Annotated in this window: 18 protein-coding genes; 7 read left to right on the top strand and 11 right to left on the bottom strand. The window is 66.8% G+C overall.

Annotated elements, in window-relative coordinates:
* Positions 1 to 106: 106 nt before the first annotated feature.
* Positions 107 to 1,447 (top strand): MFS transporter, encoded by a 1,341-nt coding sequence (locus G4G71_RS23925; protein WP_054909390.1) that lies wholly within the window; start codon positions 107 to 109, stop codon positions 1,445 to 1,447.
* Positions 1,448 to 1,490: 43 nt separating this feature from the next.
* Here G4G71_RS23925 and G4G71_RS23920 read toward each other — a convergent pair whose 3' ends face one another.
* From G4G71_RS23920 to flgA, 4 genes are all read right to left on the bottom strand, one after another.
* The gene (locus G4G71_RS23920; protein ID WP_054909389.1) at positions 1,491 to 2,240 is read right to left on the bottom strand and encodes a flagellar brake protein; all 750 of its coding nucleotides are present in this window, start codon (positions 2,238 to 2,240) and stop codon (positions 1,491 to 1,493) included.
* A 105-nt stretch (positions 2,241 to 2,345) separates the two neighbouring features.
* Entirely contained in the window at positions 2,346 to 2,807 is a 462-nt protein-coding gene (locus G4G71_RS23915; protein WP_054909388.1) for a flagella synthesis protein FlgN, read from the bottom strand.
* 43 nt (positions 2,808 to 2,850) lie between these two features.
* The gene (gene flgM, locus G4G71_RS23910) at positions 2,851 to 3,165 is read right to left on the bottom strand and encodes a flagellar biosynthesis anti-sigma factor FlgM (protein ID WP_024764336.1); all 315 of its coding nucleotides are present in this window, start codon (positions 3,163 to 3,165) and stop codon (positions 2,851 to 2,853) included.
* 141 nt (positions 3,166 to 3,306) lie between these two features.
* Positions 3,307 to 4,065, bottom strand: a complete 759-nt coding sequence (gene flgA / locus G4G71_RS23905; protein WP_420825952.1) for a flagellar basal body P-ring formation chaperone FlgA — start codon at positions 4,063 to 4,065, stop codon at positions 3,307 to 3,309.
* A 67-nt stretch (positions 4,066 to 4,132) separates the two neighbouring features.
* On the opposite strand from flgA, the gene G4G71_RS23900 reads away from it, so the two are divergent.
* Both G4G71_RS23900 and cheR read left to right on the top strand, forming a co-directional pair.
* The gene (locus G4G71_RS23900; RefSeq protein WP_037011045.1) at positions 4,133 to 5,071 is read left to right on the top strand and encodes a chemotaxis protein CheV; all 939 of its coding nucleotides are present in this window, start codon (positions 4,133 to 4,135) and stop codon (positions 5,069 to 5,071) included.
* A 121-nt stretch (positions 5,072 to 5,192) separates the two neighbouring features.
* Entirely contained in the window at positions 5,193 to 6,014 is an 822-nt protein-coding gene (gene cheR / locus G4G71_RS23895; protein ID WP_024764333.1) for a protein-glutamate O-methyltransferase CheR, read from the top strand.
* Between the two features lie 79 nt (positions 6,015 to 6,093).
* Here cheR and G4G71_RS23890 read toward each other — a convergent pair whose 3' ends face one another.
* A complete protein-coding gene (locus tag G4G71_RS23890; RefSeq protein WP_169940690.1) occupies positions 6,094 to 6,462 on the bottom strand; it encodes a hypothetical protein in 369 nt (122 codons plus the stop codon).
* A 112-nt stretch (positions 6,463 to 6,574) separates the two neighbouring features.
* Here G4G71_RS23890 and G4G71_RS23885 point away from each other — a divergent pair, with 112 nt between their 5' ends.
* On the top strand, positions 6,575 to 10,891 hold the full coding sequence (locus G4G71_RS23885) for a DEAD/DEAH box helicase (RefSeq protein WP_169940688.1): 4,317 nt from the start codon (positions 6,575 to 6,577) through the stop codon (positions 10,889 to 10,891).
* Positions 10,892 to 10,948: 57 nt separating this feature from the next.
* Positions 10,949 to 12,469 (top strand): glycosyltransferase family 39 protein, encoded by a 1,521-nt coding sequence (locus tag G4G71_RS23880; protein WP_169940686.1) that lies wholly within the window; start codon positions 10,949 to 10,951, stop codon positions 12,467 to 12,469.
* 22 nt (positions 12,470 to 12,491) lie between these two features.
* Here G4G71_RS23880 and G4G71_RS23875 read toward each other — a convergent pair whose 3' ends face one another.
* The gene (locus G4G71_RS23875) at positions 12,492 to 12,809 is read right to left on the bottom strand and encodes an Mpo1-like protein (RefSeq protein WP_045210136.1); all 318 of its coding nucleotides are present in this window, start codon (positions 12,807 to 12,809) and stop codon (positions 12,492 to 12,494) included.
* Positions 12,810 to 12,953: 144 nt separating this feature from the next.
* Between G4G71_RS23875 and G4G71_RS23870 the strand changes: the two genes are divergently transcribed.
* On the top strand, positions 12,954 to 13,952 hold the full coding sequence (locus G4G71_RS23870) for an AraC family transcriptional regulator (protein ID WP_054909384.1): 999 nt from the start codon (positions 12,954 to 12,956) through the stop codon (positions 13,950 to 13,952).
* A 206-nt stretch (positions 13,953 to 14,158) separates the two neighbouring features.
* Here G4G71_RS23870 and G4G71_RS23865 read toward each other — a convergent pair whose 3' ends face one another.
* On the bottom strand, positions 14,159 to 15,613 hold the full coding sequence (locus G4G71_RS23865) for a TrkH family potassium uptake protein (RefSeq protein WP_169940684.1): 1,455 nt from the start codon (positions 15,611 to 15,613) through the stop codon (positions 14,159 to 14,161).
* 179 nt (positions 15,614 to 15,792) lie between these two features.
* Between G4G71_RS23865 and G4G71_RS23860 the strand changes: the two genes are divergently transcribed.
* Positions 15,793 to 16,353: an NAD(P)H nitroreductase gene (locus tag G4G71_RS23860; protein ID WP_169940682.1), complete on the top strand. Its 561-nt coding sequence runs from the start codon at positions 15,793 to 15,795 to the stop codon at positions 16,351 to 16,353.
* Here the strand turns inward: G4G71_RS23860 and G4G71_RS23855 are convergent.
* From G4G71_RS23855 to G4G71_RS23840, 4 genes are all read right to left on the bottom strand, one after another.
* On the bottom strand, positions 16,334 to 16,813 hold the full coding sequence (locus G4G71_RS23855) for a hypothetical protein (RefSeq protein WP_169940680.1): 480 nt from the start codon (positions 16,811 to 16,813) through the stop codon (positions 16,334 to 16,336). The two genes, G4G71_RS23860 and G4G71_RS23855, sit on opposite strands and share 20 nt — an antisense overlap.
* A gap of 26 nt (positions 16,814 to 16,839) precedes the next feature.
* A complete protein-coding gene (locus G4G71_RS23850; protein WP_169940678.1) occupies positions 16,840 to 18,177 on the bottom strand; it encodes a sensor histidine kinase in 1,338 nt (445 codons plus the stop codon).
* Positions 18,178 to 18,268: 91 nt separating this feature from the next.
* Complete coding sequence (locus tag G4G71_RS23845) at positions 18,269 to 18,724, bottom strand: Spy/CpxP family protein refolding chaperone (protein WP_024766429.1); 456 nt, start codon at positions 18,722 to 18,724, stop codon at positions 18,269 to 18,271.
* 169 nt (positions 18,725 to 18,893) lie between these two features.
* On the bottom strand, positions 18,894 to 19,571 hold the full coding sequence (locus G4G71_RS23840; protein WP_169940676.1) for a response regulator transcription factor: 678 nt from the start codon (positions 19,569 to 19,571) through the stop codon (positions 18,894 to 18,896).
* Positions 19,572 to 19,577 lie beyond the last annotated feature (6 nt).

Here is a 19,577-nt window from a genome sequence, read left to right as displayed (position 1 = left end):
GGCAGGGCTCTCGACGAGCCGATTGGCAGCCTCTAATGTGTCACGGCAAGTCCCGCTTTCCGCTGCCCGGACACTGTGCCGGGGTTGTTCTGGACCAGGAGGTCCAATGCTTCGGATCGTCACTGCCTTCCGCGCTCTGTACTTCGCCGCCGTCATGCTCCTGACCGGTTCCGGTCTGCTCAGTACCTATCTCGCCCTGCGCCTGGGCGCCGAGAAGGTCGACGGGCTATGGATCGGCGCCATGATGGCCGCCTACTACCTCGGCCTCGTCCTCGGCGGCAAGATCGGCCACCGGCTGATCGCCCGCGTCGGCCATATCCGCGCCTACGTCGCCTGTGGCGGGCTGGTTACCGCCGCGGTGCTGGGCATCGGCCTGCTGCCGTGGATCGGCTTCTGGCTGGTGCTGCGGGTCGCCATCGGCCTGGGGATGATGTGCCAGTACATGGTCATCGAGAGCTGGCTCAACGAGCAGGCCGAGGCGCGCCAGCGCGGGCTGGTGTTCGCCGGCTACATGGTCGCGTCGTACCTGGGGCTGGTACTTGGCCAACTGGTGCTGGTGGTGCATCCGGGCCTGGGCCCGGAGCTGCCGATGCTGATTGCGCTGTGCTTTGCGCTGTCACTGATTCCGGTGGCGATCACCCACAAGGTCCACCCCGCGCCGCTGCGTCCGGCGCCATTGGAGCCGCGCTTCTTCATCCAGCGGGTGCCGCAGTCGCTGACCACGGTGCTGGTGTCGGGGCTGGTGATCGGTTCGTTCTACGGCCTGGCGCCGCTCTACGCGGTGCGCCAGGGCTTGAGCACCGAGGAAATCGGCCTGTTCATGGGCGGCTGCATCTTCGCCGGTTTGGTTGTGCAGTGGCCGCTGGGCTGGCTGTCGGATCGTTACGACCGCGCGGCGTTGATCCGCAATGCCGCGATACTCCTGCTGGTGGTCGCCCTGCCGCTGGCCCTGCTGCCGGTGCTGCCGCTGCCGCCGATGACGCTGGCCTGGCTGTTGCCGCTGGGCTTCGTGGTCTGCCTGGTGCAGTTCACTCTCTATCCGCTGGCGGTGGCGTTCTCCAATGACCACGTCGAAGGTGAGCATCGCGTCTCCCTCACCGCCATGTTGCTGGTGACCTTCGGTGTCGGCGCCTGTATCGGCCCGCTGGCGGCCGGCGCGCTGATGAAAGCTTTTGGCGCCAACATGCTCTACGCGTTCGTCTGCGCCTGTTCGTTGATCCTGATCTGGCGCGTGCACCCGGAAAAAGTCAGCGGCGTACACCGGGTCGACGAGGCGCCGGTCAAGCACGTCGCCACGCCGGACAGCCTGGCGTCCTCGCCATTGTCCGCCGCGCTCGACCCGCGGGTCGACGAGGCCGCCGTGGAAGAGCAGATGAAGGGCAACGACAACAGCGCGCCGGTACCCGAGAAGGGCACGGAAGCAGAGGAAGAAAGCCGGCCCGCGTGAGGCCGAGAGGGAAGGGCGGCAGGTGCTTGCCGCCCCGCAGGGACTAGAACAGTTCGTCCTTCTCGAAGCGCCGGGCTTCGCGCTGCAGCTGGTAGACGAAGCGCTCGATGTTGCGCTGGGCCAGGCCGCTCATCTGGTGGAAGCGTACGCCAGCGAAGCTGTAGCCGACCTTTTCCTCGAAATGCACGTGGCGCAGTTCGACTTCCATGGTCAGGGCGCCAAAGGGCAGGCGCGCGGTGAATTCCTCGTAGATCTGGCCGGGCTGCAGGCGCTCGGCGGCGTTGCCTTCCAGGCGGATCTTGCAGCCGGTGGCGGAGATATCGATCAGGTTGCCCTTGAGCGGCGCCTTGAGCTTGCTGCCGGCAATTTCCACAGCCACCGGCTGGCCCTGGCCCACGGGGGCGCGGAAGGCGTTGCGGCGCTGGTGATAGAGCATCTCGGTCGGCACCGGCAGCCAGTAGCAGCGGGCACCGTCGATCTCGGAGAAGAAGGCGTTCTGGGTGTTCTCCCAGGCGATGCGCACGCCTTCATGGAAGGCTTCGATACGGAACTGCTCGCCGTTCTGCAGGAAGCGCTCGCCATCGTTGGGGATCAGTTCGTCCAGGGCGACGATGTTGCGTTCGCGGTTGACCTCGACGACAAAGCTCTGGAAGCGCTGGCCGCGCCCTTCGAAGGTGATGACCAGGGGATCGTGACTGTCCATCAGTAATTTCAGGCTGGCGTGGATCTCCACCGGAGCTTTCAGGACCTTCGGTGGTTGAGGGCCATTTTCCTCGACGAACGGATTGGACACGGTCCGCGAATCTCCATTGTGTTTGTTATGAGTAGGGCACGGGGCAGGATCGATAGTGGCATTTTGCCCAAAGGCTGGCTGCCAGGCCAGCTTTCCGACGAACGCTCAGGCCTGGCTCAGCGGACGCTGGCGGTTGCCCTGGGTCGAACCGCCGTAGCGGTCATAGAGGCGTGGGGTGTCCTGGCCGCGCAGGATGTCGAGCGTGCGCTCGGTGCTGGCCTGGCCGGAGCGGATGATTCGGCCGTTGCGCTGGTTGGCTTCCTGGCAGCGTTCCAGCAGCGCACCCAGTTCCTCCGCGCGTGCGGGGAGCAGGGGATTGCCGGTGGCCTGGGCGATCTGCGCGAGCCCTTCGCGATCCACGCTGACCCCGGCCTGCAGCAGCGCCTGGGCGCGGATGCGGCCATTCTGCTCAAGCTGCTGCAGAAGCGGCAGCTTGCCGTCGAGCAGTTTCTGCAGCTGATCGAGATCCCGCGCTTGCAGCGCCTGGTACTCGTCGTCGATCAGTTGCAGCAGGGTGCTGGCTGCTTCGATGTCGCCGTTGATCAGGGAAAGCAGGGCGTCGGACATCTTGGGCTCGGCGTTCTAGCGGTTGACCAGGCGCTGAGTAATCTCAGCGCTGGGATTCGAAATCGAGCAGCTTGCTGGCGACTTTCTGGCTGTCGACCTGGTAGCTGCCGTCAGCGATGGCCGCTTTGATGCGAGCCACTTTCTCGTTGTCGACCACGGGCTGGTCCTTCAGTTGATCGCTTACTTTCTGTAGTTGCTGCGCGGTATCGCTCAGCTGTACCGACTCGCCGCTCTTGACCGGGGCGTTGACGGAGGCATTCTCTGCGGCGGCTTCGCTGCGACCGCTCTGGGCAGCACTGCTACGGCCAGTGCTGGCTGTCGTAGAGGCTGGGTTCAGCCGGTTGAAGTCGATGACCATGGTGGAAACCTCTGGAGGTATTGGACGCTTGCCAAGCTTTTCGGCCGTCCTGAGAGAAACTTTAGGCCGAATTTTCGTGCGCCCGAGCACATTTTGCAGAGGGCTGCGTTCATCATGCCAGAAAATCGCCGGGGCCGAGCGCTACAGGCTGACTTCCACGGTCCCCGGCTCGACCACGCGAGCCCTGACGATACGCTGGGAGCGCAGGTTGCGCACGCGGATCTGCTCGCCGGGCACCCCGTCCGAGAGCGCTTCGCCGGGCATGAACACGTTGATCGCATTGGTCTTGGCGCGAATCACCACCTGGTCGCCCTTGCGCACGGCCGCTGCCTGTTCGAGGAACACCGGCGCCAGTACCTGGTCGTTGACCGTCGGGCGCTTGAGCTTCATGCCGACCACCTGCTGCGGATCGGTCAGGTAGCCCTGGTTCAGTTGGCCGACGTCGCGCTCGACGACGCTGATATCACCTGGCTCGATGACCCGGTTGCGCTGCAGGGGCAGGGTGGTGACGACAACTTGACGGTACAGCCTGACCGTCGCCGGAACGAATACCGTCCAGGGAGAGCTGCCTTCGCAGATGACCCGCACGGTGACCCGACCAACGGGTTGCGCCGGGCTTTCCAGCTTCTGCGTCAGGTCCTTGTCGCACTGCGCCAGGCGCAGCCGGGGGTCGATGCGGGCGACTTCGATCTCGTAGCGGGCGTCTATGCCGGAAGTCTGCAGATAATCTTCCACCTTGAACTCAAGAAAGCCCTGGGTGGAGCCGATAAGGATCTCAGGCGCGGTGAGGCCTTCCGCCCCAGCCGGGGAGAGGGTCAGCGCACCCGCCATGCCGAGTAGCGCAGCCACCAGGGCGCGCGCGGGTCTCGGATGTCGGAAAAATGTCGTTGCCTGTTTCATGCAACGGTTTAAGCAATGGTCATGCCGTCTCTGCCAGCAGGGCGGCGTTGCGTGCACAGGAGGCTCAATGGCCGGAGTCATGGATTCGGTCAACCAGCGTACGCAGCTGGTTGGCCAGAATCGTCTCGAACTGCTGCTGTTCCGCTTGAACGGCAGCCAGCTGTACGGGATCAACGTGTTCAAGGTGAAGGAGGTGCTGCAGTGCCCCCGCCTGACCGTGATGCCCAAGTCCAGCCAGGTGGTGCGCGGGGTGGCGAACATCCGCGGCGGTACCATCCCGATCCTCGATCTGGCGCTGGCCACGGGGCGTCACGCCCTGCGGGATGTCGCCAACAGTTTCGTGATCATCACCGAATACAACACCAAGGTGCAGGGCTTCCTGGTGCACTCGGTGGAGCGCATCGTCAACATGAACTGGGAGTCGATCCATCCGCCACCCAAGGGGACCGGTCGCGATCACTACCTGACGGCGGTGACGCGGGTGGACAACCAGCTGGTGGAAATCATCGACGTGGAGAAGATCCTCGCCGAAGTGGCGCCGACCTCGGAGGACATCTCCGAAGGCGTGCTGGATGCCGACACCCAGGCCCGCGCGGTGAGCAAGCGCGTGCTGGTGGTGGACGACTCCTCGGTGGCGCGCAAGCAGCTGGTGCGTTGCCTGGAAACCGTCGGCGTCGAGGTACTGGCGCTCAACGATGGTCGCCAGGCGCTGGATTACCTGCACCAGATGGTGGAGGCCGGCGGGCATCCGGGCAGCGATCTGTTGATGGTGATCTCGGATATCGAGATGCCGGAGATGGACGGCTACACGCTCACGGCGGAAATCCGTCACGACCCGCGCATGCAGGATCTGCACATTCTCCTGCATACTTCGTTGTCCGGGGTGTTCAACCAGGCCATGGTGAAGAAGGTCGGCGCTGACGACTTCCTCGCCAAGTTCCGTCCCGATGACCTGGCGGCCCGCGTGTCGGACCGGATCAAGGCGGTGGATGGCGCGTCGGCCTGAAGGGCAGTGACGAGATGCGGGTGGCGCCGGTGCCGCCCGCATCGTCTATGTTTTTTTGAGCACCGGTCAGGCAGTTGCCGCCGCACCGTCGGCAGCCGTCCACGAGCAAAGAGGTTTATCTGTGACATCCACCAATTCTGAATTCGAGCTGTTCCGGGATTTCCTGGAGAAGACCTGCGGCATCCTCCTGGGCGCCAACAAGCAGTACCTGGTCTCCAGCCGCTTGAACAAGTTGATGGAACAGCAGGGCATCAAGTCCCTGGGCGAGCTGGTGCAGAAGATCCAGATGCGCAGCCAGCTGCGCGAGCAGGTGGTCGACGCGATGACCACCAACGAGACCCTGTGGTTTCGCGATACCTACCCCTTCGAAGTACTGAAGAACCGCGTGCTGCCGGAGATGATCAAGGCGGCGCCCGGCCAGCGCCTGCGCATCTGGTCGGCGGCCTGTTCCTCGGGGCAGGAGCCTTATTCGCTGTCGATGGCCATCGACGAGTTCGAGCGCACCAACCTCGGCCAGTTGAAGGCGGGCGTGCAGATCGTCGCCACGGATCTCTCCGGCTCGATGCTCAGTGCCTGCAAGGCCGGCGAGTACGACAGCCTGGCGATCGGCCGCGGCCTGTCGCAGGAGCGCCTGGCGCGCTACTTCGACCAGAAGACCCCGGGGCGCTGGACGGTGAAGCCGGCGATCAAGAGCCGCGTGGAGTTCCGCGCGCTGAACCTGCTGGACAGCTACGCGACGCTGGGCAAGTTCGACATGGTGTTCTGCCGCAACGTACTGATCTATTTCTCGGCCGAGGTGAAGCGCGACATCCTGCTGCGCATCCATGCCACCCTCAAGCCCGGCGGCTACCTGTTCCTCGGCGCTTCCGAGGCGCTCAACGCACTGCCGGATCACTACCAGATGGTCCAGTGCAGCCCGGGCATCATCTACAAGGCCAAGTGATCGGCCGATACCCCGCCCGAGCGGGCGGGGTTCTCGTCGCGCCGTGCGCGGGCCATGGCCATGATCCGCAGGTTGCCCGTCACCAGGTCTTCGGCCGGTACCCTTTGACGCAGGCTCGCACTTCGTCGTCGATCACGTTGCCCGGCTTGATGCAGTCCGACAGCCTGCGCGGACTGTCGCTGTAGGGCGAAGCTGGCGGAGTGGCCTGCAGGCCGCTCGGGGAAATGCCCAGGCGTGTCTGCAGCAGCACCCAGCGTTCCTGGAGCCAGAGCTGGCTGGCGGGGTTGCGCCACAGGGCTGCGCCTGCCGCCACGATCAGCAAGGGAATGAGGAACCACAGCAACCCCTTCACCAGCATTCGCCACTTGCGCTTTGGCGCATCGGGCGGCTTCTGCCGGTTCTGTTGCCTGACCTGTTCCCAGTAGTAGTCGCGATCACGGTCGCTCATCGAGTGTCATTCCGCCGGCTGGAGGGGTGCAGCGTAACGGCTGGCGCAGCTTGCGGCGAGGCGCGATCAGCGGTCCTTGTGACGGGCTTCGCGCACCACCATATTGGTCTGCATGACTGCCCCTCGAACCTCCACCCGCGGCAAGCGCGCCGATGTGCTGTCGGCCTTCCACCCGGCGGTGGCCGGCTGGTTCCGTGCGCATTTCAAGGCGCCGACCCAGGCGCAGGTACAGGCCTGGCCTGCGATCCAGGCAGGGGAATCGACGCTGGTGGCCGCACCCACCGGTTCGGGCAAGACGCTCACGGCTTTCCTCTCGGCCATCGATGCATTGGTCCGCGAGGGGCTGGATAACGGCGGCGTGCTGCCGGACCGCACCACAGTGGTCTACGTCTCGCCGCTCAAGGCGCTGTCCAACGACATCCGTATCAACCTCGAGGAGCCGCTGGCCGGTATCCGCGCCGCGCTGGGCGAGATGGGCCTGCCGGAAGTGGACATCCGCACCGCCGTGCGCACCGGCGATACCACAACCAAGGAACGTGAGGCGATGCGCAAGCAGGTGCCGCATATCCTGGTGACCACGCCCGAATCGCTCTACGTGCTGCTTGGCTCGGACTCCGGCCGCGCGATGCTGGCCGGGGCGCGCAGCGTGATCGTCGATGAAATCCATGCTCTGGCGGCGAGCAAGCGCGGCAGCCACCTGGCGCTGTCGCTGGAGCGTTTGCAGGCGTTGTGCGAGGCGCCGCTGGTGCGCATCGGCCTGTCCGCCACGCAGAAACCCATCGAAGCGGTGGCGCGTTTCCTGGTCGGCCGCCACCCGGCCTGTCGTATCGTCGACATCGGCTACAGCCGCCAGCGCGACCTGAACCTGGAGGTGCCGTCCGCGCCCCTGGAAGCGGTGATGTCCCACGACGTCTGGGACAAGGTCTACGACCGCCTCGCTGAGCTGGCCGGCGAACACTGCACCACGCTGGTGTTCGTCAACACCCGGCGGTTGGCTGAGCGCGTGACCCGGCATCTCGCCGAGCGCATCGGCGCCGGCTGGGTGGCGGCGCACCATGGCAGCCTGTCCAAGGAACTGCGGCTGGGCGCCGAACAGCGGCTCAAGGCCGGGCAGCTGAAGGTGCTGGTAGCCACGGCCTCGCTGGAGCTGGGGATCGATATCGGCGACGTGGAGCTGGTCTGCCAGCTCGGCTCGCCGCGCTCCATCGCCGCCTTCCTGCAGCGCGTGGGGCGCTCCGGTCACCGCGTTGGCGGCACGCCCAAGGGGCGGCTGTTCCCGACCTCGCGGGACGACCTGATCGAATGCGTAGCGCTGCTCGACAGCGTGCGCCTGGGAGAGCTGGACGCGCTGGAAATTCCCCGCGCACCGCTGGACGTCCTGGCCCAGCAGATCGTCGCTGAAGTGGCTTGCCAGGAATGGCGCGAGGACGCGCTGTTCGACCTGTTCACCGGCGCGCAGCCCTACGCCGAACTGAGCCGCGAGCACTTCGACGGCATGTTGCGCACCCTCGCCGAGGGCTACACCAGCCGCAACGGCCAGCGCGGCGCCTACCTTCACCGTGATGCCGTGCACCAGCGCCTGCGTGGCCGACGCGGCGCCAAGCTGACCGCCGTGACCTCCGGCGGCACCATCCCCGACACCGGCGACTACGCCGTACTGCTGGAGCCGCAAGGCCTGACCGTGGGCACGGTGAATGAGGACTTCGCGGTGGAAAGCCTGGCCGGCGATGTCTTCCAGCTGGGCAACATTTCCTACCGCATCCTGCGCGTCGAACCGGGCCGCGTGCGCGTCGAGGATGCCCAGGGCCAACCGCCGAACATTCCGTTCTGGCTCGGCGAGGCACCGGGGCGCAGTGACGAGCTGTCCACCAGTGTCGCTCGTCTGCGCGGCCTGCTGGACGAGTTGCTGGCCCAGGGCGAGAACGATCCCGAACCGCTGGCGCGGGCCATCGACTGGCTGCAGGAACAGCTCGGCCTGAACGATGCGGCAGCGCGGCAACTGGTGGAATACCTGGCCCGTGCGCGCCACGCCCTCGGTGCACTGCCGACGCAGAAGACCCTGATACTGGAACGTTTCTTCGATGAATCCGGCGGCATGCAACTGGTCATCCATTCGCCCTACGGCAGCCGTCTCAACCGCGCCTGGGGCCTGGCGCTGCGCAAGCGCTTCTGTCGCACCTTCAACTTCGAGCTGCAGGCAGCCGCCACCGAGGACGCGATCATCCTGTCGCTGTCTACCAGCCACAGCTTCCCGCTGGACGAGGTCTGGCGCTACCTGCACTCCAACAGCGCCGAGCACGTGCTGATCCAGGCGCTGCTCGACGCGCCGCTGTTCGGCGTGCGCTGGCGCTGGAACGCCACCACGGCGCTGGCGCTGCCGCGCTACAGCGGCGGCCGCAAGGTCGCCCCGCAGTTGCAGCGCATGCGCAGCGAAGACCTGTTGGCCTCGGTGTTCCCCGACCAGGTGGCGTGCCTGGAGAATATCGTCGGCGAGCGCGAGATTCCCGATCACCCGCTGGTAGCGCAGACCCTCGACGACTGCCTGCACGAGGCCATGGACTGCGAAGGCTGGCTGGCATTGCTGCGGCGCATGGAGCGCGGCGAGGTGACCTTGCTGGCGCGCGACCTGCCAGCACCTTCGCCATTGGCGGCGGAAGTATTGTCGGCCAGCCCCTATGCCTTCCTCGACGATGCGCCACTGGAAGAGCGCCGTACCCAGGCCGTGCAGAGCCGTCGCTGGACCGATCCGGAAAGCGCCGACGACCTCGGCGCGCTGGATGCCGACGCCATCGACGCGGTGCGCGCCGAGGCCTGGCCGGAAGCCCGCGACGCCGACGAGATGCATGAGGCGCTGACGGGCCTGGGCGGTATTCGCGAGAGCGAGGCACAGGCCAACGAGGGCTGGCCCTTCCTGCTCAAGTCGCTGGCCAGGGCGGGCCGGGCGACGCGCCTGGAACTGCCGGTGGGCGATGTCTGGGTGGCGGCGGAGCGGCTCAGCCAGTGGCTGGCACTGCATCCGCAGGTCACGCGGAAGCCGCTGCTGGACTTGCCGCCGTCACTGCTTCAACCCTGCACGACCGATGAGGCGCAGGTCGAACTGATACGGGCGCGCCTGACCGGTTTCGGCCCGCGGCTGTTGCGCGAGCTGGCCGACGACCTGGGGATATCCACCGGCGATGCCGGTTTCGCCCTGGCCAGCCTGGAGCGCGAGGGCTATGTACTGCGCGGCCGCTTCACGCCGGGCGCGCAGGAAGAGGAGTGGTGCGAGCGTCACTTGCTGGCGCGTATCCATCGTTACACGGTGAAGCGCCTGCGCCGGGAAATCGAACCGGTGCAACGTGCCGATTTCATGCGCTTCCTCTTCGACTGGCAGCGCGTCGCCAGTGGCACGCGGGTGCGCGGGGCCGAGTCCCTGGCCGGCGTGCTCAGTCAGCTGGAAGGGTTCCAGGCCGCTGCGAGCGCCTGGGAGAGCGACATTCTTCCCAGCCGCGTGGCTGACTACGGGATCAATTGGCTGGACGACCTCTGCCGTGCCGGCCGCATCGTCTGGGCGCGCTTGCCGGGCCGCAGCGCCGCAAAGGGCCGTGGTGGCCCGCTGAAGAGCACGCCCATCGTGTTGTTGCCGCGCGCGCAGATGGCGCAGTGGAGCGTGCTGGCTGTGGGGCAGGCGGACACCGAGCTGTCGGCCAAGGCCGGCAAGGTGCTCGCCGTGCTCAAGGAGCACGGCGCGTCATTCTTCGAGGAACTGGCCAGCGACAGCCACCTGCTGCGCACCGAGCTGGAAACCGTGCTGGGCGAGCTGGTGGCGGCTGGGCGGGTGAATGCCGACAGCTTCGCCGGCCTGCGCGCCCTGCTGATGCCGGCGGCGCGGCGCCATCCTCAGCGCCGTTCGCGCACGCCACTGTTCGGCATGGCCGATGCCGGGCGCTGGGCGTTGCTGCGGCGCTCCACGCTGGAGCCAAGAGCACGGTTGCCGGCGGAAGCCCTCGAACACGTCGCCATGACCCTGCTGCGCCGCTACGGCGTGGTCTGCTGGCGCCTGCTCGACCGCGAGGCCGACTGGCTGCCGCCGTGGCGCGACCTGTTGCGGGTCTATCACCGCCTGGAGGCGCGCGGGGAAATCCGCGGCGGGCGCTTCGTCGCGGGGCTGACCGGCGAGCAGTTCGCCCTCCCTGAAGCGGTCGGCCTGTTGCGCGAAGTCCGTCGCCGGGAGGCGAACGGGGAATGGGTGGTGGTCTCAGCGGTGGATCCGCTGAACCTTGCCGGCACGCTGCTGCCGGGGCGCAAGATACCGGCGGTCAGCGGCAACCGGCTGCTCTACCGCGACGGCGTGCCGGTGGGCGCGCTGATCGCGGGCGAGGTGGAACTGCTGGCGGAACTGGCCCCCGAGGATCAGACCCGTGCCCGGGAACTGCTGATTCGTCGCTGATCCCGGCCTCGCCTGGCTTACACTCAGCGGCACGCAAGTCTTTCCTGCGAGGGTGTAATGCTGTCCCGCGAGCCGCCGACTCTGCCTGTCCTGCTGCGCCAGTGGTGGCTCCTGCCGCTGCTGGTGCTCGCCCTGTGCCTGCGCCTTTATGGTCTGTCGGATTCGGCACTGTGGGGGGACGAGACCTCCAGCCTGTTCCTCGCCCGCTATTCGCCGGTCCAGCTCTGGCAGCACGCGGCCCACGACGTGCATCCGCCGCTGTACTTCTTCCTTCTGCATGCCTGGGTTGGAGTGGCGGGCGAGGGCGTTCTTTCGCTGCGATCGTTCAGCTCCGTGTTCGGCACGCTTGCGGTGTTTCTCGGCGGCTGGCTGGTCTGGCGCCTGGCTTCGCCGCGGGCCACTTTCATCGCCGTGCTGTTGCTGGCGCTGTTGCCCACGGCGGTGCGTTACAGCCAGGAAGTGCGCATGTATTCGCTGCTCGGCTGCTGGTTGCTGGCAGCGACCCTGGCGTTGCTGTATTGGCGGCAGGCGCAGCGGCGGCGCTATCTGCTGGTGTATGTCGCGCTGATGACCGCGGCCTTCTACACCCATTACTTCAGCCTGTTCGGCGCACTGGTGCAGTGGCTCTGGCTGGCGATGCTGCCGAACAGCCCGCTGCGCCGACGTGACTGGTGGCTGGCCAACCTGGCCATCGCTGCGCTGTTCCTGCCCTGGTTGCCGGGGCTGTTCGACCTGATCCGCCACATGGCGGTGCTGGAAGCGGGTGGCGACGTGGGCTGGCAGCCGCCGGTGGATGCACGCTCGCTACCCTCGATGCTCTGGCAGTGGCTGGCGCAATCCGATGGCAACGAGTTGCCCTGGCCCGTGCTGCTCGGCGTGCCGCTGCTGCTGGTCGCGGCGGCTGCACTGGTGCTGCGCGCCGACCGCAGTCCCCAGCGTGGCGGGGTGCTGGTGGCACTCTATTGCGGCGTGCCCTTGCTCCTGCTGTATGGCATTTCGTTCATTTCCCCGGTGTTCGTTGAGCGCTACCTCACGGCTTTCGCCATGGGCTTGCCGCTGCTGCTGGCGCTGGCACTGGATCGCCTGCTGGATAAGCGCCGTGCGCTGGGAGCGATGCTGCTGGTGACCCTGCTAGGGGTGCAGGGCATCGGGGTGGGGCGCGCGATCGCCATCGACCCGGACGAGCAGTTCGACGGCATGGCGGCCTACGTCAACGCCCACTACCGCGCCGGCGACCGGGTGGTGGTCGATGACATCCTCTGGTACCTGACCTTCCGCTACTACAACCAGACCGGCCACGAACCATTGCTCTACACCGCGCCAGCGGCGGACGGCAGTTCGGGGCGGCCGGGGCGATATGGCTTCGGTTCGCTGATCGACGACCGCCAGCATGCCTTCGTCGACCGCCTGGCGGACCTGCCGCAGGACCAGGGGCGCATCTGGCTGGTGATGAGCCGCTACAACGACCAGGAGATTCCCGACGTGCCGGCCACCTGGAAACGGGTGGCGCAGCATGCCGGCGGGGAGGTGCAGGCGATTCTCTTCGAGCGCACGGCGCAGCGTAACGCTGCGCGCTGAGGGCAAGGGTTGCGTTGAAGGCTTAGAAGCGGATGCGCCCGGTAAAGGCGTCCTTGAGCATCACCCAGTCGCCCATCAGCGACCACAGCGGGTACTTGAAGGTGGCGGGGCGGTTCTTCTCGAACACGAAATGGCCGACCCAGGCGAAGCCGTAGCCGGCCAATGGCATGGCCAGAAGCCACAACCAGTGCCCGCTGACGATGGCGTAGGCGAGGATCGACAGCACCAGCAGGCTGCCCACGTAATGCAGGCGGCGGCACACGGCGTTGCTGTGTTCCTGCAGGTAATACGGGTAGAACTCGGCGAAGCTCTGGAACCGATCGGCGGTCTGGGTGCTCATGGCGCACCTCCTGTTGTTGTGGTGGCCCAGTGTAGGCTGGAGCTGTCGGACTTGCGGATGGCATAGGGGACCAGTTTAGTATCCCCCTGCGCCGCCAGCTGTCTGGCGGTGGCGCCGTTGACCATCATAACCAGAAGAAAACGCATGCCTGAGCGTACGACCCTGTCCAGTTGGGTGCGGGGAATCGTCCAGTCCCTGGAACTGGAAGGCCTGGACAGCCGAGCGCTGTTCGCCGAACTGGGATTGGATTTCGCTGCCCTCGACGACCCCGATGCGCGCTTCCCGCAGGACGCCATGAGCCGTCTGTGGAACCGCGCCGTGGAGCTGTCCGGCAATCCGGCCATCGGCCTGAACATTGCCCGCGTGCACACTCCGGCGTTCCCGGTGGTGGGCTACGCGCTGATGTCCAGCCGCAACCTGGGCGAGGGCTTCGAGCGGCTCGAACGCTACCAGCGGATCATTGCCGAGGGCGCCGACCTGACCTTCCGCCGTCTCCCCGAAGGCTGCCTCTACCGCATCGTGGTCCATGGCGACCGCCTGCCGGTGCCGCGGCAGAGCGCGGAGTGCTCGCTGGCCAGCCTGACCGCCATGCTGCGCTGGATTACCGGGCGAGCGATCAAACCGCTGGAAGTGCGCCTGGCGGGGGAGCCGCCGCAGGACATCGAGCCCTACCGGGAACTCTTCCAGGCGCCGCTGAGCTTTGGCCACGCCGACTGCGCGATGCTGTTTTCCCACGAGGACATGGCCGCGCCGCTACCCACTGCCAACGAGGAACTGGCGCGCCTGCACGACCGCTTTGCCGGGGAATACCTGGCGCGCTTCGTCAGCAGCCGCTTCAGCCACCAGACGCGGCAGGTACTGTGCCGCCTGCTGCCCCAGGGCGAGCCGAAGCGCGAGAGCGTGGCGCAGGCGCTGCACCTGTCCGAGCGCACCCTGCAGCGTCGCCTGCAGGAAGAGGGCACCAGCTACCAGCAACTGCTCGACGACACCCGCCGCGAGCTGGCCCAGCAGTACCTCGCCACGCCGCGCATGACGCTGCTGGAGATTGCCTACCTGCTGGGGTTCTCGGAGCCGAGCAACTTCTTCCGAGCCTTCCGCCGCTGGTTCGGCAAGACACCGGGGGAGTACCGCGAGGAGTTGTGATGCCTCCGGCGCCAAGCGTCTGGTTGTAGGAGCGAGCTTGCTCGCGAACCGCTTGATGGCGGTGCCCAGCCGTTCGCGAGCAAGCTCGCTCCTACAGAAGCCTGCTGCAGCCGGCTAGCGTAGACGGCGCCTGGGATTGATGGGTATCGCTGCGCTCCACACCATCCTACGGCGTGTTCATCCTGCAAATTTGGTGGCAGGGACGATCAGTGCCGCCAGAACGCCGGGGTGAACAGCACCAGCACGGTGATGATCTCCAGGCGACCCGCCAGCATGCCGCCGCAGAGCAGCCACTTGGCGGCGTCCGGCAGTGAGGCGAAGTTGCCCGAAGGGCCGATGATCGGGCCCATGCCCGGGCCGACGCCGGCCACGGTACTGGCCGCGCCGGTCAGCGAGGTCATCCAGTCCAGGCCGAGGAACGACAGGCCCAGCGCCAGGGCGCCGACGGTGGCGCCGAAGAAGAACGAGAAGGTCAGGATCGACCGCACGATCTCCTCGTCCAGGCGGTGGCCGTTATAGCTCTGCTTGATCACCGCGCGCGGGTGGATCAGCTGGTACAGGCTGGCGCGCAGCAGGGTGAAGGCCACCTGGAAGCGGAAGATCTTGATGCCGCCGGCAGTGGAGCCGGAGCAGCCGCCGATGAAGCCCAGGTAGAAGAACAGCATGATCGAGAAGTGGCCCCACAGGCTGTAGTCGCCCAGGGCGAAGCCGGTGGTGGTGACCACCGAGGTCACGTTCACCGCGACGATGCGGAAGGCGTCGAGCCAGGGCAGGTCGGAGTTCACCGAGTACCAGGTGCCCATCACCAGCCAGGTGAATACCAGCAGGCCGAGGAAGCCATGGACCTGGTGGTCGCGGATCAGCGCCTTGCGGTTGCCGCGCAGGGTAGCGACGTAGAGCACGAAGGGGATGCTGCCCAGGATCATCACCGCCACCGCGACCCAGTGCACCGCTGGCTGGTGCCACTTGGCCAGCGATTGGTCGGAGGTGGAGAAACCGCCGGTGGAGATCGCCGACATGGCGTGGTTGAGCGAGTCGAACAGGCCCATCCCGGCCCACCAGAACGCCAGCGTGCCGGCGATGGTGATCGCCACGTAAACCCCGACTATGTACTTGGCCACCATGTGCGAGCGCGGCATGACCTTGTCGGAGCGGTCGGAGGATTCGGTCTGGAACAGGCGCATGCCACCGATGCGCAGCATCGGCAGGATCGCCACCGCCATGGCGATGAAGCCGATACCGCCCAGCCAGTGCAGCAGCGAGCGCCAGATGAGGATGCCGGGCGACATCTTGTCCAGCCCCGACAGCACGGTCGAACCGGTGGCGGTGATGCCGGACATGCTCTCGAAGATCGCGTCGGTGAAGCTGATGTGCCGGGCGAACATGAAGGGCAGGGAGGAGAAGAAGCAGACGATCACCCAGCTCGACACGGTGAGCATGTACATGTCCCGCGGGCGCAGGTGCACCTGCTCCGGGCGGCCGGGGATGACCAGGCCGAGCCCGCAGGTGAAGGTGATGATCGCCGACCAGATGAACGGGTGCAGTTCGTTCGCGCGGCCGTAGTAGAGCAGCGTGGCCATGGGGACCAGCATGGCGACCGCCAGCGTGATCACGAAGATGCCGATGATGAATCCGAGGGTGCGTAGTGTCGGCAGGGCCATGCGCTGAGGTCTGAATCCAATGGGAATCGGCCATTTTACCTGCCGTCTGCCGAGAGTAAACCGCGTGACGCCGGTCTCCTTTACAAGTTGTGCAGAGAATGAAGGCGCTGTCTTTCGCGGGCAAATGCGAACCCTTTGCGTCTACAATGGCGGCTTTCGAGTTTGACTGGAGGCAGCCCATGGAGGCTCTCGACGCGTTGCTCAACCGTGTGTCCCACGCCCGCCTGAGCGAGCCGGCACCGTCCGCCGAGCAACTGGATCGCCTGTTCCGCTCGGCGTTGCGCGCGCCGGACCACGGGCAACTACGCCCCTGGCGTTTCATCACCGTGGAAGGCGAGGCGCGCAAGGAACTGGGCGAGCTGTTCGCCCGCGCTGTGGCGGCCAATGAGCCGGACGGCAAGCCAGAGGCGCTGGACAAGGCCCGTGCAATGCCGCTGCGCGCGCCCTTGCTGGTGGTGGCCGTGGCACGCTTGCAGGATCATCCCAAGGTGCCGGAAATCGAGCAGTGGCTGGCCGCAGGCTGTGCTGCTCACGGTATCGTTCAGGCAGCCTATGTCGAGGGACTGGGGGCGATGTGGCGCACTGGTGCCATGGCATTCGACCCGCTGGTGCGCGAGGGCCTTGGCCTGACCGAGAATGAGCGCATCGTCGGCTTCATCTACCTCGGCACGCCGGTTGGTGAGCTGCGCCGCCCGGCGCCGCTGGACCCGGCCGGCTTTGTCAGCGCCTGGCGGGGCTGAGCGGCAGTTCCAGGCGAACCTTCCAGCCGCCGTCGCGCGCGCGCCAGAACAGGTGGCCACCCTGCCAGGCGGCCAGGCGCCGCGCCGGGGGCAGGGCCTCCGGCAGCCAGGCCCGCGCTTGCGGGTCGTGACCGTGCAGGTCCAGGCGCAGTTCACCGTGGGCTGAGCTGAGCGAGAGTTTCAGCGCTGCGAGCGGTTGGCGCGTCAGCGCCGCTTCCAGCAACGAATCCAGGGCCTCGCCCAGCGCGTCCGGCCAGCTCTCCAGCGGCCAGGTGCCGCTCTGCGGCAGGCTCAGGCGCAGGCCGGGCCAGCGTGCGCGCCACTGCGCGGCGTGACGTGCCAGCTCTACAGCCAGCACCAGGTACTGCGGGTCGTCGCAGGGCTCGCTGCGCAGCAGGGCTGCCGGCGGCAGCGCCTGATGCAGCGCGGGAGTCGGGGTAGCGAAGGCGGCAAGGCTCATGGTGGCTCTCCGAAAGTGCGCTCGATTCAGGCGGCCTGCCGACGCAACGGCAGGTCGATGCTGGCCAGGAAACCGCCGTCGGGATGGTTGCTCAGGCGCAACCGACCGTGGTGGCGCTCGATGGCGCGGCGGGCGATGGCCAGGCCCAGCCCATGGCCGGGGCTGCTCTGGTTGGGAGCGCGGAAGAAGGGTTCGCCCAGTTGCGCCAGGTGTTCCTCGCTGGCGCCAGGGCCGTGGTCTCGAATGCTGATGTGCAGGCGCTCGCCGTCGATCCGTGCCTGAACTTCGAGCGGCTGCTGGGGCGGGTTGAAGCGCAGGGCATTGCGCAGCAGGTTGTCGAGGGCGCGTTCGAGCATGTCCGGCCAGCCATCCAGGGCCAGTTGCGCAGCGACGTCGAGCTGGATGTCCTGTTCCGGGTAGAGCAGTTGCGCATCGTTGCTCAGGCGTTCGAACAGCGGAAGCAGTTCGATGCGGCTGGTCGGGCCGGGTTCGGCGTCGAGTCGGGCGAGGGCGAGGATTTCGCCGATCAGCGCTTCCAGGCGATCGCATTCCTGTTCCAGTCGTGGCCACATGGCAGCGCGCTGCTCGGGGCCGGCGCGTTCGGCCAGGGCCAGGGCAATGCGCAGGCGCGCCAGCGGCGAACGCAGTTCATGGGACACATCGCGCAGCAGCTGGCGCTGGCTGCCGATCAGCCCCTGCAGGCGGGCGCCCATGCGGTTGAAGTCGCGGGCCAGCACGCCCAGTTCGTCGCCGCGACGGGAGAGGCGGGCGAGGCTGTCCTGTTGATAACTGGTCTGGCCGAGGTCGTGTACGGCGCGGCGCAGGCGGTTCAGCGGGCGGGTGATCGACAGGGTCAGCAGCAGGCTGAACACGGTCAGCACTACCAGGGCGATGCCCAGGGCGCTCAGCGGCCAGAGCAGGCTGCTGCGGTGCCAGGCCTGCAGTGTCGGATGCGGAATGCGGTAGATGAACAGGTAAGTCTGGTCGGTGCGGCTGCTGGTGTATTCCTGGCTCAGCTGACGCCAGGGGAAGCGCGGCAGGTTCCCGCGGTCGAAATTGTTGTCGCGCGGACGTGGCGGGCGCGGCAGGTAGGTGCCGTTGACCAGGCGCTGGCCGGTTTCGTCAAGCACCTGCACTGAAAGCTCGTACTGCTGCCGGCGGCTTTCCAGCAATTGCTGTGCGGCGTCGGGGCCTTTCGTCTCGTAGAGCAGGGTCCATTGCTTGGCGATGTCGTGCAGCCCCGGATAGCGGGCAATGACCCAGGTGTCCTGGTTCAGCGCGCGGCCCAGCAGGATCGACAGTCCGGCCACCAGCAACAGGGCGAGCCAGAAGGCGGCGAGGATCCGCCAGAAGAGTGAACGCATGGTCTTCCTGTTCAGCCGCATGGTCTATCCGTTGTCAGGGCTCACGGCAAGACGCCGGGAATGAACCCGGCGCCTGCACATCGTGGAGCGATCAGTTGGTCTTGGCGCCGTCCTTCTGGGCCTTCCAGGTCTGGAATTCCGCCCATTCGGCCTTGCGCTGTTCACGCTGCTTCTTCAGCTCGTCGAACTTCTTCTGCTGCTCGGGAGTGAGGATGCCGCGAATGCTGGCGTCGGCCTTGTCGTGGTTGGCCTTGAGCTCTTCCTGCATGGCCTTGCGATCGGCTTCGGGCAGCTTGTTCCAGTATTTCTCGGTGATCGCGCGGCGATCCTTCATCGAGTCGCCCATCACCTTGCCGACTTGCTGGCGCTGGTCCTGGGTCAGGTTCAGTTCGCGGAACGCACCGCCGCGTTCGCCACCGTGCTTGCCGGGGCCATGGTCTTTCATGAACGGGGCCGGCGGCGGGGCGTCGGTCGGCGCGGGAGTGGCCGCCAGCGCGACGGTCGGCAGGGCGGCGGCGATCAGCAGGGCGGTCAGGGTCTTGCGCATGGTGTTTCTCCTTTCAGGGGCCGGTCGTTACCGGATGAGCCCAGTCTAGGGTCGGCAAGGTCAAGGGCGGTCAGGCCCACGTAAAGCTTCGGTAAAGATTAGGTGAGGCCCTGCTGGAATCTTTACGAAAGCCCGGGCCAGAGCGGCCCGGGCCGGGAGTGCGGAGGGTTCAGGGCGCGTAGAAGTAGCCGCGCCCGCGCAGGGCGAGGATGCGCGGGCGGCCGTCGGGGTGGCCGCCGAGCTTCTTGCGCAGGTTGCTGACGTGCATGTCCAGGCTGCGGTCGTACAGCGTCAGCTTGCGGCCCAGCGCGAGCTGGGCCAGGGCCTGCTTGTCCAGTGGCTCGCCCGGTTGGCGCAGCAGGGCTTCGAGGATGCGGCTCTCGGAGAGGGTCAGGCTGATCTCTTCGGTGCCGATGCTGACCACGCCGCGCGACAGGTTCAGCGCCAGGTCGCCCAGTTCCAGTTGCGCGGCGGGTTGCGCCGGGTGGCTGCGGCGCAGCACGGCGCGCAGGCGGGCAGTCAGCTCGCGCGGGTCGCAGGGCTTGGCCAGGTAGTCGTCGGCGCCCAGTTCCAGGCCGAGGATACGGTCCAGCGGCTCGCCTCGGGCGGAGAGCATCAGCACCGGCAGGTCCGGGTGGTCGCTGCGCAGCGACTTGAGCAGTTCCAGGCCGCTGCCGTCGGGCAGCATGACATCGAGCACGACCGCGTCCGGCGCTCGGCTGCCGAGGGCAGCACGGGCCTGCGCGCCATCATGGGCGGCGCGGATGCTGAAGCCTTCCTGGGTCAGCCAGGTGCTCAGCAGCTCGCAGAGTTCGACATCGTCGTCGATCAGCAGCAGTTCACTCATGAAGAG

The sequence above is a fragment of the Pseudomonas multiresinivorans genome (genome assembly GCF_012971725.1).
Taxonomy (GTDB): Bacteria; Pseudomonadota; Gammaproteobacteria; order Pseudomonadales; family Pseudomonadaceae; genus Pseudomonas; species Pseudomonas multiresinivorans.
The sequence above is the reverse complement of the archived record's forward strand: the minus strand, read 5'-3'. Positions and strand labels throughout refer to the sequence as shown.

What these genes read in the sequence shown, in the direction of transcription:
- G4G71_RS23925 (WP_054909390.1), top strand. Translation starts at nt 107, where the DNA reads ATGCTTCGGATCGTCACTGCCTTCCGCGCTCTGTACTTCGCCGCCGTC.
- G4G71_RS23915 (WP_054909388.1), bottom strand. Translation starts at nt 2,807, where the DNA reads ATGTCCGACGCCCTGCTTTCCCTGATCAACGGCGACATCGAAGCAGCC.
- flgM (WP_024764336.1), bottom strand. Translation starts at nt 3,165, where the DNA reads ATGGTCATCGACTTCAACCGGCTGAACCCAGCCTCTACGACAGCCAGC.
- flgA (WP_420825952.1), bottom strand. Translation starts at nt 4,065, where the DNA reads ATGAAACAGGCAACGACATTTTTCCGACATCCGAGACCCGCGCGCGCC.
- G4G71_RS23900 (WP_037011045.1), top strand. Translation starts at nt 4,133, where the DNA reads ATGGCCGGAGTCATGGATTCGGTCAACCAGCGTACGCAGCTGGTTGGC.
- G4G71_RS23890 (WP_169940690.1), bottom strand. Translation starts at nt 6,462, where the DNA reads ATGAGCGACCGTGATCGCGACTACTACTGGGAACAGGTCAGGCAACAG.
- G4G71_RS23885 (WP_169940688.1), top strand. Translation starts at nt 6,575, where the DNA reads ATGACTGCCCCTCGAACCTCCACCCGCGGCAAGCGCGCCGATGTGCTG.
- G4G71_RS23880 (WP_169940686.1), top strand. Translation starts at nt 10,949, where the DNA reads ATGCTGTCCCGCGAGCCGCCGACTCTGCCTGTCCTGCTGCGCCAGTGG.
- G4G71_RS23875 (WP_045210136.1), bottom strand. Translation starts at nt 12,809, where the DNA reads ATGAGCACCCAGACCGCCGATCGGTTCCAGAGCTTCGCCGAGTTCTAC.
- G4G71_RS23870 (WP_054909384.1), top strand. Translation starts at nt 12,954, where the DNA reads ATGCCTGAGCGTACGACCCTGTCCAGTTGGGTGCGGGGAATCGTCCAG.
- G4G71_RS23865 (WP_169940684.1), bottom strand. Translation starts at nt 15,613, where the DNA reads ATGGCCCTGCCGACACTACGCACCCTCGGATTCATCATCGGCATCTTC.
- G4G71_RS23860 (WP_169940682.1), top strand. Translation starts at nt 15,793, where the DNA reads ATGGAGGCTCTCGACGCGTTGCTCAACCGTGTGTCCCACGCCCGCCTG.
- G4G71_RS23855 (WP_169940680.1), bottom strand. Translation starts at nt 16,813, where the DNA reads ATGAGCCTTGCCGCCTTCGCTACCCCGACTCCCGCGCTGCATCAGGCG.
- G4G71_RS23850 (WP_169940678.1), bottom strand. Translation starts at nt 18,177, where the DNA reads ATGCGTTCACTCTTCTGGCGGATCCTCGCCGCCTTCTGGCTCGCCCTG.
- G4G71_RS23845 (WP_024766429.1), bottom strand. Translation starts at nt 18,724, where the DNA reads ATGCGCAAGACCCTGACCGCCCTGCTGATCGCCGCCGCCCTGCCGACC.
- G4G71_RS23840 (WP_169940676.1), bottom strand. Translation starts at nt 19,571, where the DNA reads ATGAGTGAACTGCTGCTGATCGACGACGATGTCGAACTCTGCGAGCTG.